This is a genomic window from Roseburia sp. OF03-24, assembly GCF_003463035.1.
Classification (GTDB): Bacteria; Bacillota; Clostridia; order Lachnospirales; family Lachnospiraceae; genus Roseburia; species Roseburia rectibacter.
In genome coordinates, this window is record NZ_QSCK01000014.1 from 76191 (window position 1) to 90910 (window position 14720).

General features: G+C 41.6%; 13 protein-coding genes and 1 pseudogene. 3 read left to right on the forward strand and 11 right to left on the reverse strand.

The window, feature by feature from the left end; genetic code table 11:
* The first annotated feature begins 20 nt into the window (after positions 1–20).
* The gene (locus DXA60_RS09035; protein WP_117920938.1) at positions 21–860 is read left to right on the forward strand and encodes an AraC family transcriptional regulator; all 840 of its coding nucleotides are present in this window, start codon (positions 21–23) and stop codon (positions 858–860) included.
* Positions 861–902: 42 nt separating this feature from the next.
* On the opposite strand, the gene DXA60_RS09040 is transcribed toward DXA60_RS09035, so the two are convergent.
* The 6 genes and pseudogenes from DXA60_RS09040 to DXA60_RS09065 all read right to left on the reverse strand — a co-directional run bounded on the left by DXA60_RS09040 (position 903) and on the right by DXA60_RS09065 (position 5276).
* A complete protein-coding gene (locus tag DXA60_RS09040) occupies positions 903–1640 on the reverse strand; it encodes a PHP-associated domain-containing protein (RefSeq protein ID WP_117920939.1) in 738 nt (245 codons plus the stop codon).
* A gap of 90 nt (positions 1641–1730) precedes the next feature.
* On the reverse strand, positions 1731–2087 hold the full coding sequence (gene rplT, locus DXA60_RS09045; RefSeq protein WP_006858929.1) for a 50S ribosomal protein L20: 357 nt from the start codon (positions 2085–2087) through the stop codon (positions 1731–1733).
* Between the two features lie 25 nt (positions 2088–2112).
* Positions 2113–2310 carry a 50S ribosomal protein L35 gene (rpmI, locus tag DXA60_RS09050; protein WP_006858928.1) on the reverse strand — a complete coding sequence of 66 codons (198 nt, stop codon included), beginning with the start codon at positions 2308–2310 and terminating at the stop codon, positions 2113–2115.
* A 19-nt stretch (positions 2311–2329) separates the two neighbouring features.
* Positions 2330–2827 (reverse strand): translation initiation factor IF-3, encoded by a 498-nt coding sequence (infC, locus tag DXA60_RS09055; RefSeq protein WP_157350346.1) that lies wholly within the window; start codon positions 2825–2827, stop codon positions 2330–2332.
* Positions 2828–3090: 263 nt separating this feature from the next.
* Positions 3091–4791 (reverse strand): annotated as a pseudogene (locus tag DXA60_RS09060) (methyl-accepting chemotaxis protein).
* Positions 4792–4832: 41 nt separating this feature from the next.
* A complete protein-coding gene (locus DXA60_RS09065) occupies positions 4833–5276 on the reverse strand; it encodes a chemotaxis protein CheW (protein WP_015560470.1) in 444 nt (147 codons plus the stop codon).
* A 227-nt stretch (positions 5277–5503) separates the two neighbouring features.
* On the opposite strand from DXA60_RS09065, the gene DXA60_RS09070 reads away from it, so the two are divergent.
* Positions 5504–6373, forward strand: coding sequence for a PHP domain-containing protein (locus DXA60_RS09070; protein WP_117920942.1), 870 nt, complete (start codon positions 5504–5506; stop codon positions 6371–6373).
* Positions 6374–6414: 41 nt separating this feature from the next.
* On the opposite strand, the gene DXA60_RS09075 is transcribed toward DXA60_RS09070, so the two are convergent.
* The 5 genes from DXA60_RS09075 to pheA are packed head-to-tail and all read right to left on the reverse strand — an operon-like array spanning position 6415 to position 13466.
* Entirely contained in the window at positions 6415–7227 is an 813-nt protein-coding gene (locus DXA60_RS09075) for a Cof-type HAD-IIB family hydrolase (protein WP_117920943.1), read from the reverse strand.
* A gap of 53 nt (positions 7228–7280) precedes the next feature.
* The gene (locus tag DXA60_RS09080) at positions 7281–9419 is read right to left on the reverse strand and encodes an RNA degradosome polyphosphate kinase (RefSeq protein WP_199536202.1); all 2139 of its coding nucleotides are present in this window, start codon (positions 9417–9419) and stop codon (positions 7281–7283) included.
* A gap of 15 nt (positions 9420–9434) precedes the next feature.
* A complete protein-coding gene (locus tag DXA60_RS09085; protein WP_117920945.1) occupies positions 9435–10967 on the reverse strand; it encodes a Ppx/GppA phosphatase family protein in 1533 nt (510 codons plus the stop codon).
* Between the two features lie 22 nt (positions 10968–10989).
* Positions 10990–12285, reverse strand: coding sequence for an ATP-binding protein (locus DXA60_RS09090; protein WP_117920946.1), 1296 nt, complete (start codon positions 12283–12285; stop codon positions 10990–10992).
* Positions 12286–12335: 50 nt separating this feature from the next.
* The gene (gene pheA / locus DXA60_RS09095) at positions 12336–13466 is read right to left on the reverse strand and encodes a prephenate dehydratase (RefSeq protein WP_117920947.1); all 1131 of its coding nucleotides are present in this window, start codon (positions 13464–13466) and stop codon (positions 12336–12338) included.
* Positions 13467–13657: 191 nt separating this feature from the next.
* On the opposite strand from pheA, the gene DXA60_RS09100 reads away from it, so the two are divergent.
* Positions 13658–14686, forward strand: a complete 1029-nt coding sequence (locus DXA60_RS09100; protein ID WP_117920948.1) for a DUF5050 domain-containing protein — start codon at positions 13658–13660, stop codon at positions 14684–14686.
* Positions 14687–14720: the final 34 nt, after the last annotated feature.

The window sequence follows — 14720 nt, forward strand, 5'->3', positions numbered from 1 at the left end:
GTAAATAATGGAGGATTTCTATGTATGAAAAATATAAAAATTCCTACAAAGTAACGGAAAAGGAACTGGTTTCTCTTTCTGTGTACAATGTAGGATTTCAACGATGTGATTCCCTGTATCAGTGGGGACCGGGAATCCGGGATCATTATCTGATCCACTATATTATTTCAGGAAAGGGATTCTATAAGATTGGAAAACGCACTTATGAATTACAGGCGGGAGACTCATTTTTAGTCTATCCAAACACAGAGGTTGTTTATTACGCTGCCGAAGCGGATCCGTGGGAATATGCATGGGTAGGTTTTACAGGCAGTGACGCTTCCATGATCTTAAAAGCAACTGATTTTTCGCCTGAAAAACCGATTATCCGCTCTACACCTCACGGAGATGACATTCACCGGCAGATACTTCATATATATGATGCAAGAGGCAACGAATTTCAGCATGCCGTGGAAATGACCGGACGGCTCTATACAATGCTCGCCATGTTTTTACACGACGCCTCCCACACAACAGAACAAATTTCTGCCAACAGTTATGTGCAAAAAGGCATCGAATATATCTCTTCCAATTATTCTTATGCAATTACCGTGGAAGATATTGCAGACTATGTCGGGGTCAGCCGCAGCCACCTGTTCCGCTCTTTTGAGTCAGTGCTCGGTCAGTCACCAAAGGAATATCTGACGGATTTTCGCATGAAACAGGCATGTTATCTTTTAGAACACTCCAATCTGTCCATCACTGCAATTGCGAACTCACTTGGTTTTGACAACAGCTTATATTTTTCCAAAACATTTCACAAGCAAAAGCAAATGTCCCCAAAAGAATACCGGGCACATTCGCGTACTCCCCAGTCATAATACCGCATTTAACGTACATGATTTCCTTTTTCAATATCGTTTTTACATATCACTGGTTTTCGCATAGAACTCACTGCCATTCCAGTATGCTTTTGCTTCTCCCGCAAGCACCGCCTTACAAAAATCTTTTTCATCAGCAAGTCTTCTGTCAAACAGCATACCACCACCAATCATCTTTGTGGTGTGCTGGTCAGAGCCTGCCGTAATAGGAAGTTCATGTTTTCTTGCATAGGCAATGGCTTTCTCATTATATAAAATGTTTTTATGCGCCGTGCTTGCCGGACTCTCATGTGTGGCATTGATTCCCTCTACCGCATCCACACAGTCCGGGAAAAGACGGATTTCCGGAATATAGTCCTCCTCACGGAACGGATGAGCCTGACTGACAATGCCTCCACCGGCATGCACCAGTTCATATTGCTCTTTTACATCTGCATCCTTGATCTCGGGATGTTCTAACAGCCATTCCTTACTTAACCCATATATTAAAAATTCTGTTCCCTGATATCCTGACTCCCATCCAAAGAATACCTGCAATCCAATCTTATCGCCTTCTTCTTTTGCATGTTCATATCCCTTGCAGAATTGTTCCACCCAGTCTTTCCACGGAAGACTCCGGTCTGCTGCCGTATTTCCATAGAAGAAATGGTCTGTTACAACGATGCCGGCATATCCCGCTTTCTGATACGCTCCCGCCATCTCTGCTCCTGTATTCTGTCCGCATGCACTACCCTCTGACGTGTGTACATGGGTGTCATATAAATATCCGTTTATCTGCATGAAAAACCTCCACTTTGTCTTCCATAGAAAAAGAACCTACCCCGGCAGGTTGTCCCACCGGAATAAGTTCTCTTAAGTCTTGTCCTATAATTAAGCAACTGCTTTCTTAGCAATTTCTGCTAATGCTGCAAATCCTGCTGCATCATTTACAGCCATCTCTGCTAACATTTTACGGTTGATATCAACACCAGCTACTTTTAAGCCGTGCATCATCTGGCTGTAAGAGATTCCGTTCATTCTTGCTGCTGCGTTGATACGAGCAATCCATAACTGACGGAACTGTCTCTTTCTTTCTTTTCTACCTGCATAAGAACTTGTTAAGGCTCTCATAACAGACTGTTTTGCAACACGGTACTGTTTAGAACGAGCTCCTCTGTAACCTTTTGCTAATTTTAATGTTCTATTATGTCTTTTTTTAGCGCCTAAACCGCCTTTAACTCTTGCCATGATCTATTCCTCCTTAACAACTTTCTTACATGTATGGTAAAATCTTCTTCATATTCTTAACGTTTGTAGCATCTACGATAGCCGGTTTTCTAAGATTTCTCTTATTCTTTGTTGTTTTCTTTGTTAAGATATGTCTCTTGTAAGCTTTATTTCTCTTTAATTTTCCTGTTCCTGTTACTTTGAAACGTTTTGCAGCTGCTCTGCTTGTTTTCATTTTTGGCATGATATATTCCTCCTTAAAATTATGATTTTTTTTCTGCCAACACCATGCTGATGCTTCTGCCTTCAACCTTTGGTGCTTTTTCCACTACTGCAACCTCTGCAAGACTCTCAGCAAAATCATCCAGAATGTGTTTGCTGGCATTCATATGTGCCATCTCACGTCCGCGGAATCTTAAAGTAATCTTTACTTTATCACCTTTGCTCAAGAATTTTTTTGCAGCATTCATTTTGGTGTTCAAATCATTTGAATCAATATTCGGTGACAGACGAATCTCTTTTAACTCGACCACTTTCTGTTTTTTTCTGGCTTCTTTCTCTTTTCTAGCCATCTCATAACGATATTTACCGTAATCGATAATCTTACATACCGGCGGCTTTGCGGTCGGAGCAATCTTGACCAAATCAAGCTCTGCTTCCTCAGCCAGCTTCATTGCTTCTCTTGCTGACATAATGCCAAGCTGTTCTCCGTTTTCTCCGATCAGACGAACTTCTCTGTCTCTGATCTGTTCATTAATCATTAACTCGCTAATGGTATTGCACCTCCAAAATATTATTCTTTACTTGCATCAAAAAAAGTGGATAGGCAGACTATCCACTTTTAATACTCAATACTCGCAAGGTGCGGTACTTCAAACAACAGGAATATTCCCGATGCCTTGAATATAAAACCATGAGTCACACGAATGCTGGTGCTCCGGTGAGAGTGGATACTCTACTTTGTTTTCAACAACTATTTAACTATACCACTTCAAAATATCTCTGTCAAGTGTTTTCTTATTAATTATTCCTGTGGAAGAACATATTTACTAATCAGTTCATCTAAGGATACTGCCTGAGCAGAAAGCTCCTCGCTGGTAGCAGAGGACTCCTGTGCGGTTGCGGAGTTTGCCTGAACAACCTCCGAAATCTGGTTGACACCCTGCTCTGCCTGTTCCATGGCAGTTGCCTGATCTCTGGATACCTGTCTGACATTTCTGGCAGACTCGGCAATTTTGCCGATTCCTTCTACAACTGTTTCAATGGATGCTGCAGCTTTGTCTGCCGCCTTGTTTCCTTCTGCGATCTCCTCTAAGGATCCTTCAATCAGTTTTCTGGTATCTACTGCAGATTTTGTACTCTGCTCTGCTAACTGACGGATCTGGTCAGCAACAACCGCAAATCCTCTTCCTGCCTCTCCTGCTCTTGCCGCCTCAATGGAAGCATTTAAGGAAAGCAGGTTTGTCTGGGATGCGATATCCTCAATCTCAGAAATGATATTCTCGATATTTTTGGATGTCTCGTTGATGCGTGTCATTGCATCTACCATTGCTGTCATCTGCACACGGCTGTTGTCAGCTTCGTCTGCATACTGTTTTGCCTGTACATAGGACTCATGTGCCTGATCTGCAGATTTTTCAATATTCTCTGTGATGCTTGTGATCGTAGCCTGTAACTCTTCTACTGCACCTGCCTGCTCAGTAGCACCCTCTGCAAGACTCTGGGATGCCTCTGCAAGGTTTGTAGATCCTGCGGATACCTGACTGGACGCATCTTCAATAGAACGTAATGTTACGATCATCTGATCCTTCATATCACGCATAGCGAGAAGCAGCTTCTCAAATTCACCCTGATATACTTCCGGACAGTCTGTTCTGATATCGAAGTTACCACTTGCCATATCTGCAAGATGTTTGCCACAGTCAGCAATAACAAGCTTTAATGTTTCTTTCATCTCATTCGCTGTATTGATCATATCTGCAACCTCATCCTGGGTATCTACTACCGGGAACGGATCGGTAAGGTTACCTTTTGCAAATGTTGTAAATCTGTCACTCAACTCACCAAGTGGTACTGCGATACCCTTTGCAATGGAACTTCCCATTCTCATTGCCTGTGCAAATGCAAATACAATCATTGCAACAATCACAATAAGGAAAATAATACTCATGGCAGAAAGCTTTGCCTCAAGGGAGTTTCCCTCGTTTACGTTTGCATTCAGCAAGTCAGCTGTAAGGCTGTAAACCTACTCATACAATGGATCTACGGTATCGTTCATCATTTGCTGGGCTTTGATGCTGTCTTCATTGTCCGTGGAAGCGCCGATCTCCATCGCTTGGGCTTCTGCATCCCAGTACTGCTGAACAAGTGTATTCACCTGCTCATAGAGATCTTTCTCAGTGCCTGTCACACAGGTGTTCGCAACTATAACCCAGTAATCATCAAACTTCTGTTTCTTTTCATCATGTATCTGTTTCATGGTTGCGATCATATCAGTATCATTGTAACCAATCACACCGCGCGCTGCTGATCTCGCATCTGCAAAAACGATCATTGCCTTTCCGATATCACCCTGCGAAAAACCATAATTAGTAAGTGCATGTTTATACTGCGTAGCTATAATAAGCATCATAATTGCTCCAATAACACCTGCAATGGATGCAAGCAGTGCAACGACTGTGAAGCATTTTTTCAGCCGTTCCTGAATTTTTAGATTCTTATACATAACCTTTTCCTCCTGTTTGTGCGCTTTATTTACTATGTCTGTCAGGTATTGTCATCGATAAGCTGCTTTATCCCCTGCTGCTCGGACTGTGGCATCAGCTTTGAAACCTCAAACATCACGATAAGCTGCTTATCATAGGATGCCACATCATTAAAGCAGCTCTGATTGGCATTCATGATCGTCGGCATCGGAATCACCTGTTTTTCATTTACATCAATGATCTCACGGACACTCTCTACTTCAAGACCAATCTTCATGCCATTCATACTTGCCACAATAACATTTTTTATATCCTGTTTTGGATATCCGAAATAGTCAGCAAGATTACATATCGGAACGATATCACCATGCAGATTCACGATTCCTTCGATATGCGCAGGTGCATTTGGAACACCTACCACACTCATTCTGGTTTCAATCGACTCGACATCATCCACCGGTATTCCAAAACGGACATTATTGAGCATAAACGTCAGTAATTGCATTTTTTCACCTTCTTTGCTGTATTTTTTGCCTAAAAACCATCCTGCGACTATTGTACCATTCTGGTAAAATATGTAAACCATTTTTTTTATATTTTTTAACTTTTTGACAAATATATTCCATTCATGCTACGATGAAATTGCTTAACCGTTTTCATATAATAACAGACTTTACTCTACCATAACAGCTCTGTTGTTATAAAATACAGATATGAAAGGACTTACAGACTATGGATAATAGAATTGTTGACCTGCATGTACATTCCACGGAATCAGATGGAACATTTACACCCACTGAGGTGATCGCCGAAGCAAAAAAAGCCGGTCTTTCCGCTATCGCTCTGACGGACCATGATACTGCCACCGGTATCAAAAAAGCTATGGATGCCGCAAAGGAAGCCGGTATTGAGCTGATCCCGGGCATTGAACTTTCCACTGCTTACACGTTTCCGGGAAAAAAACAGGAAAAGGAAATCCACATCGTCGGTCTCTACATTAACCCGGATGACCCGGAACTCTTAAAAATGACTGCAGACTTCCGTGACTGCCGTGATAAACGGAACGAAAAAATGATCCTTGCCCTGCAAAAAGAAGGATTTCCAATTACTATGGAAGCCCTCCTGGCAGAAAATCCGGATAGTGTCATTACACGCGCAAACATCGCACGTTTTCTTTATGAACACGGATGGATCAAATCCGTTTCCGAAGCATTTGACAAATACATCGGTGATGGCTGCCGCTGCTATGTCGGACGTTTTAAAGTATCTCCAATGGAAGCCGTCTCACTTATAAAAAGAACCGGTGGTGTCGCCATCCTTGCGCATCCGCTGCTTTATCATCTGGGTGTAGAACAATTACAACTTCTGATCGACGACTTAAAGGCGGCAGGACTTGACGGCATTGAAGCCATCTACTCTACCTATACCACCGGAGAAGAACAGCTTGTCAAACGTATTGCAAAAGAAAATAATCTGCTCATCAGCGGCGGCTCAGATTTTCATGGGGAAAACAAACCTGCCATAAAACTTGGCATCGGACGCGGACAGCTTTATATCCCTTATTCTGTATTAGAAGCAATCAAAATACATGCCGGAAAATAGTCCATATCCCATATATTTTACGGGGAAACAGGTTCGGTGGATCATAGTACAAATTTTTCAATCACCTCAGCAATGGCATCATGATTATTGTCATTTACCGTGACGTAATCCGCTGCTGCTTTTGCTTTTTCGGTGGCATTTTTCACTGCAACCCCTACGTACGCAGTTTTTATCATCGGAACATCATTATCTTCATCTCCGACTGCGATGGTCGTATCCATCGGCATGTTTAAAATCTTTGTCAGTTCTAAAATACCGGTCGCCTTGCTTGTATTCTTAGGACTATATTCAAGATACTGGCTGCTTGAGAAGAAACTGTTACATTTTCCCTGTTCCCATTTCAAATTCCTTTTCTGGAAACGTTCTAACTTGTCTCTCTGATCCAGCGAGATCAGCATAACCTTCTGTGGTTCTTCCTCTAAAGCATCCAGAATATTCGGTGATATCTTATAGGAAATATGTGCCTGTTTCACATAATAATCCAGCTCTTTGGTATGTTTTGTAGTGATAAGATCCGTACTGTTATAGGTCTGCACATATAAACCGGCACGTTTTGCCTTATCAAAAAGCTCCTGCACAACCTCAATCGGAAGTGAACGCTGCAACAATACGCGGTCTGCCGCACAGTCATAAAGCACCGCACCATTGAATGCGATCATATAACACCCAGGTGTATTTAACCCCAGATTTCTTGCGACTTCTCTTGCCGTTTCAACCGGTCTTCCGGTTGCAAGTGCTATGTAATGTCCTGCCTCTAACATTTTGTGAATTGCATCACGGTTCTTCTGTGAGATACTTTTATCATCGCACAGTAATGTTGCATCCAGATCCACACATAAAATTTTGTGATTCATATACCTCTCCCCTTCTTATATGTGAAAAACCATTTCACACTCCACCACTTCCGCTATTCTGCAGGCTCTGCCGGAACAAACACCCTTTCCCGGTATACATGATCCTGTTTCGGGACCGCCGCAACGGCTTCCTCACAGAATTGCATCTGTGAATTGACTAAAACTTTTCCTCTTTTATCTATTTTCTCATAATTTCCATCTGATTTCAAGATATGAGCCTTTGTATTGTCAGATAATTCAACTTCAAGAATATGTTTTGCAGATTCTTTTGCATCATCATCCAGAACAGGGAACAATATTTCAACACGACGGTCCAAGTTACGCGGCATCCAGTCTGCACTTCCCATATAAACTTCATCCGCACCGTTATTCTCAAACCAGAAAATTCTGCTGTGCTCTAAGAAATTTCCAACAATCGAACGCACTTCGATATTTTCACTCACACCTTCGATGCCTACTTTCAGACAGCAGATACCACGCACGATCAGCTGGATCTTTACCCCTGCTGCCGACGCCTCATAAAGCGCTGCTATGATTCCCGGATCGCAGAGTGAATTCATCTTGGCAACAATACGGGCAGGTCTTCCTTTTTTTGCATGTGCCGTCTCCCTGCCGATCAGCTTCATGAATTTATTACGCAGCCAGATTGGTGCAAGTGACAGTTCATTCCAGGAAAGTGGTTCAGAATAACCGGAAAGCATATTGAATACCGCTGTCGCATCTTCTCCAATCGCTTCATTGCAGGTAAAGATTCCACAGTCCGTATATAATTTTGCTGTTGAATCGTTATAGTTACCGGTTCCAAGATGCACATATCTGCGGATGCCATCCTCTTCCCTGCGGACAACCAGTGCGATCTTACTGTGGGTTTTTAAACCAACCAGTCCATAAATTACATGACAGCCTGCCTGTTCTAATTTTTTCGCCCAGACAATATTATTTTCTTCATCAAAACGTGCTTTTAATTCTACTAAAACAGATACCTGCTTGCCATTTTCCGCTGCCTGTGCCAAAGAAGCAATAATCGGTGAATTACCACTGACACGGTAAAGAGTCTGCTTAATCGCAAGAACATCGGGATCAGATGCCGCCTGTCGGATAAAGTCAACGACAGGGTCAAAGGTCTGATATGGGTGATGTAAAAAAATATCTCCATTTCTAATCAGTTCAAACAGATTTTCTCCCGGCTCGATCTTTGGATTCTTCTGCGGTGTATACGGCTTGTAACGCAAATGATCACAACCGGAAAGTCCATACATTTTCATAAGGAAAGTAAGATCGATCGGTCCCTGAATACAGAAGATATCTTCCTCTGCCACTTTCAGTTCATCCTTTAAGAACCGCAGCAGACGTTTATCGATTCCACTCTCTACTTCAAGACGGATCACTTCGCCCCACTGTCTCATCTTAAGCTGTTTCTGGATCTCTTTTAAAAGATCCTCTGCCTCGTCCTCATCAATTGTCAGATCCGCATTTCGCATGATACGGTATGGGTACGCACAGAGTACTTCATAATTTAAAAACAGTTTGTCGATATTTTTTTCAATGATCTGTTCTAACAGGATAAAGCTCCTGACACTTTCTTCTTCCGAAGGGATCTGTACCAGTCTTGGAAGTACTCCCGGAACCTGTACTGTCGCAAAATCCAGTTCCTGCTTTTCACTTTTTGTATTCTTTTTTGAAAGCAATGCAGCAATGTTTAATGTCTTATTGCGGATGAGTGGAAACGGACGTGATGCATCCACTGCCATCGGTGTCAGTACCGGATAAACATTCTCCTCAAAATAACGGTCTACAAATCTTTTTTGTTCCTCTGTCAGATCCTCAAATGCATCAATGATGTAGATCTGTTCTTTTTTAAGCAGTGGAAGCAGGGATCTGTTATATGTAGTGTACTGCAGATCCACCATTTCCCTTGTTTTTTCATTGATGGCAGTAAGCTGCTCTTTCGCTGTCATACCTGCAATGTCTCTTTTTTTATAATCAGCATGTACCATATCTTTCAAAGAAGCAACACGCACCATATAAAATTCATCCAGGTTCGATGAAGTGATACTGACAAATTTCAGACGCTCTAAGAGTGGGATGCTCTTGTCGCGTGCTTCATTTAATACACGATTATCAAATTTCAACCAGCTTAATTCTCTGTTTTCGTAATACTGTGGATTTTTAAAATCTTTTTCCTTTTCCATAGTGGTGTCCTCCATTTAATACACACGTTTCTCCTTTATCACTGGTTTTATGCTGAATATGTTTTCAAAGTAAGAAACCTTCGCATCAAACAGTGCCTTTTCCAGCGCAATATCATCATCCGTCTCAATCGTGATCACCAGTTCTTTTCCTTTTACTGCTGCACGCACATTTTTGAATTTCTGTTTGTGGCTGCGATCCATAGCATTTGATACACGTAATATAGCAGAAAGTTTTGCAATGACAAGGTAGCTTTCATGACTGATATCGTTTTCAAACTCTTCGTAGGCAGGCAGCGGATAGGTATTATAAAGAACCGTGTACGCAACAATCTCACGTTCCATATGCGTAAGTCCTATAATTTCCGATTCCATGATAATATCATAAGAACAGACCGGTCCGTTCGCAAGACTGATATATTTACCGCAATCATGTAAAATTGCAGCCACCTGCAGTAAAAGTCTCTCCCTTTTTCCCAGTCCGTGAATTTTTTTCATTGTGTCAAAGATCAGTGTAGCCATCTGCGTCAATGCATCAATGTGTGGCGAATAACTCATATAACGTGCAGACAGATTTCCCGCTGCTGAGATAACATCTGCATCAAAATCATGAACCGGTTTACAAAGTTTATGTTTCTGTGCATAATCATATGCAATACCATCACTGACAATGACACCCGGTGCCCAGATTTTTTCCGCTTTCATTTTACGTGCCATACATTTAAAAATGATCATATATGGAATGATCAGGGAATCATTTTCATTTGATAAATTCAATTCCTCTGAGATCTGCTCCACAGTCTTTTTGTCAAGCCCATCCAAAAAAGCCAGAAAATCATTGGTTTCCATCAGATTTGCATGTTTTTTCCCTGTGACTTTACCGGCAACTTCCATGATATAGTCCCCGATGATGATCAGATTTTTTACCTTTACCTGTTCTGTGAACATTGCCATAAACACGTTTAGTTCTTTTTCTACCAGTTCTTCGATCTGCAGCTCATACTGCTCTAAACTGCAGCTTTTTTTTGCAAGCTGTTCCCGCATCCGCATGGTTCCAAGTCCAAGATGCTGTGTAGTGATCACTTTCCCCTTTGAAAAGATCGTGATCTGCATACCGCCGCCACCGACATCAACTACTGCTGCACCTGTTTTTATCAGTTCTTCAAATTCACTGCGCATCGCAACCGATTTATAACTGATAAAACGATGCTCAGAGTTGCTTAAGACATGTACCGTAAGTCCGGTGCGGATACGGATCTGGTCTAAGATAAACAATTCATTGCTCACATCACGGAGCGCTGCAGCTGCATATGCCTCATACCCATCCACCTGATACTCTTTCATGATGCCTGTAAACTGTTCTAACGTATCACAGAGAGCTTCCACCAGCTCATACCCGATCACGCCGCGCGAATACGCATCCCGCCCAAGCTCGATCCGGCTTCTGATATAATCGATTTTGCGAATACCTTTTCTGGCAGAGATTTCAAAAATTTTCAAGCTCACCTCATAAGAACCGATATAAATCGCTGCAAATGTATGAATTGCCATATCTTATCCTCCTGCTTTCAAGTTATTCCTGTTTTCCAAGCAGATAATTAATAAACTGCTGTGCTGTTCTTCCTGACAGTCCGCCATGGGCAAGTTCCCATTTGTTTGCCTCGGCAAGAAGTGTTTCTTCTTCCATGGTAATGCCATTCTTTTTGGCAAGTGAGACTACGATATTCTGGAACTCTTTTTTGCTTGGTGCACCAAAATAAATAGAAACACCGAATCTTGCATACAGGGACAACTTTTCCTGTACTGTATCTGAAGTATGCATATCCTCCCTTACTTCCTCTTTATCAGAGAATGTCTCACGGATCAGATGACGTCTGTTTGAAGTTGCGTAGATCAAAACATTATCCGGTTTCTTCTCAAGTCCTCCTTCGATCACTGCTTTCAGATATTTATATTCGATCTCAAATTCCTCAAATGACAGATCATCCATATAAATAATAAATTTGTAATTACGGTTTTTAATCTGTGCGATCACATCATTCAAATCGCAGAACTGATGCTTGTACACTTCGATCAGACGAAGTCCCCTGTCGTAATACTGATTTGCGATTGCCTTGATACTGGTTGATTTTCCGGTTCCTGCATCTCCATAAAGCAGGCAGTTGTTTGCCTCTTTTCCACGGACAAAACTCTCCGTATTGTCGATCAGTTTCTGTTTTGCGATCTCATATCCGACCAGATCGTCTAATCTTACATGTGCAATATTTGTGATCGGTACGATCTGTGCACCTTCTTCTTTATGTAACACACGGAATGCTTTATGCAGTCCTAACTTTCCAACACCAAATTCACCATAAAACTCCGTAACGGCATCCTTAAAATCGTTTGCGTCAGCCGCCTGTTCTAATTTTTCCGTCAGTTCACAGATGCGGTCACGAATCCTCTTATTAAATAATTTTCCGCTGTCACTTGCACTTTCATAATGCAGTAATGCATCCATACAGTCGATCTCATAATCTTTTGCCAGCCCGGTAAAATCAAAATCAAATAAATCTTTCATGATCTTAAAATCATGAAGTGCGATCTGATTAACAGAACCTTCCATGCCACCCCTGATCTCACATCCACAGCTGTATGCATTTTCATTATTGACCAGAATAAATGCAATAAAATTATGCCAGAGGTTTCCTTTAAATCCATGGCTTACAGCAAGTTCTGATAACTGGTTAAAGCACTCATATAACAGAGCTTCGATATCCTCTCTGTTGTAATATTCATTCTCATAATTCTCCATGATCCATGCCATGTTATAGAATAATTTTCCATTTTCAAAATTTTTATATAAAATCAGATTTTTTGTGCTTTTCATGTCTTTCTCCATTTCTCTGTATGAAAAGTTTTTCACACATTTCTTTCGTTCTAATAATTTCCAAGGATCTTTAATCCCAATGTTTCCTCTGCGAGTCCCCTTAATGCATTCTGTACTGCCGCATCATTTAAATTTCCTTCAAAGTCAACAAAGAAACGGTATTCCCAGTTTTTCCCCTGAACCGGTCTTGATTCGATATGGTTCATATTGATGCCGTTGTAAATAAAATGGGATAACATATGGTAAAGAGATCCACTCTCGTGCATACCTTCAAAACAGATACTGATCTTTTCCGCTTTTGAAGTAAATACACGTTTACCGGATACAATGATAAAGCGTGTTGCGTTCATCTTGTTATTCTGGATACATTCATCGAGTACCTTCAGTCCATAGATATCTGCCGTCAGGCTGCTTGCGATCGCTGCTTTATGTTTTTTGCCGTCTTCTTTTACTTTCTTGGCAGCCATTGCTGTATTTTTCAGACTGTGTTTTTCCCACTCTCTATGGCTTTCAAGATATCTGCCGCACTGCATCAGTGCCTGTGGGTGAGAATAGACGTCTGTGATATCAGAAAGTTCTGCTTCCGGCAGTCCAAGCAGTGCATGATTGATCTGTATGATCTGCTCCCCTACGATACAATTATCATATTCTACCATCAGGTCATAATTTTCAGATACGATACCCGCCGAGGAATTTTCAATCGGTAAAACTGCATAATCAGCTTCTCCGTTTTTGATCGCCTCCATGGCATCGCGCCAGGTCTCCACGTGATAACTGTCTGTCTGCTCTCCAAAGTATTCTCTTAAGGCAAGCTGGCTGTACGCTCCCTCTGTCCCCTGAAATACAATACGCGCATTGTGATAATCTAAACTTTCCACTTCTGTAAAATCTGGTTTTTCATACATGCCGTGTGCGGTTAAAAGCTGATACTGACGTTTTCTGCTCATCGACATGATCTGCTCAAACAGTTCACGTATCCCATGTTTATTAAAATCTGTTTTGCCAAGTGCTGTCAGAGTTGCAAGTTTTGAATCTTCGCGTTCTTTGTCAAATACCTTTTTCCCGGTATTGATCTTATATTCTGCAACACCTGCTGCAATCTCCATTCTCTCCTGATATAAATCTACGATCTGTCTGTCAATGACATCGATCTGGTCTCTTAATTCTTTTAAGTCTTTCATGGATTCCACCTTTGTTATTTGTATTACTTCTAATATATTACATTAACGTGCTAATATCAAGGGCAGAAAAAGTGATATTCCATAGGAAAAATATAGTATTCGTGATCTGAAAATGCTATAATAAACACAGATGAGAAGCAAATCAAACACATTGTCACGTCAGCATAAAATGCTCTCAGAATGGAGGCCTTATGAAAAAAGTTATCACGATTCTCTTAGTTATCCTCGTACTCGCCGCCGGTGTCGGTTTTGGTGTCTACCACCACAAATCAAACGAGACAAAATTCAATGACGATTACATAAACGGCAACACGGCTGGCAATCTCTACAATGCCGGCATCTTCTGCACGGCAGCTGATGGTACGATTTATTTTGCCAATCCTTCTGACGGCAGTAAACTCTATTCTATGAACAGTGATGGTTCAGACCTTACAAAGATTTCTGATGATGTTGCCACCTTTATCAATACGGATGACAATTATATTTACTATGTGCGCAACAATCCGGTTTTTACAGAACCATTTTCATTTTTGACGATCAACACAGACAGTCTCTGCCGGCTTGACCGCAGCAAGCATAAAAAGAGCATTCTCCTTGATTCTTCCGCGAGTCTTTATGCCTCTTTAGTCGGAAATAAAGTTTATTATCTGCATTATGATGATAAGGATTTTACAACTTTTTATGAAGTAGGCATTGATGGCACCGGCATGAAGCAGGTAGATAAAACACCATACCGTCCCTGCTCGACAGTTGGACAGTATATCTATTATAATGGTGTATCGAACGAACATAGCATCTGGCGTTTTGATACAGTTACTGATACGGCAGAACTTGTACTTAAAGGAAATTATTATATGCCGGCTGTAATTGGTGATACACTCTTTTTTCTGGACAACGAACAGAATTATACACTTACCCGCACAGATCTTTCCGGGGGTTCGCCTGTCACTCTAAGCGATGACCGCATTGACTGCTATAACATCACCGGTGACTATATTTATTTCCAGCGCAACAGTACAAGCGCGCCTGCTCTCTGCCGTATGAAAACGGACGGCAGTGATTACACCGTGATCACAGAGGGCAACTATACCAATATCAATGCCACAGAAACGGATATCTATTTCAGGGATTTTGCATCGGGTGTCATGTACAAAACACCGATCGCTGATCCTTCTGACGTCGAAGTTTTCAATCCAGGAACAGGTTCTTCCGACAAGTGATCCTGCAGCGGATATACAGATATACAGCCAGCAA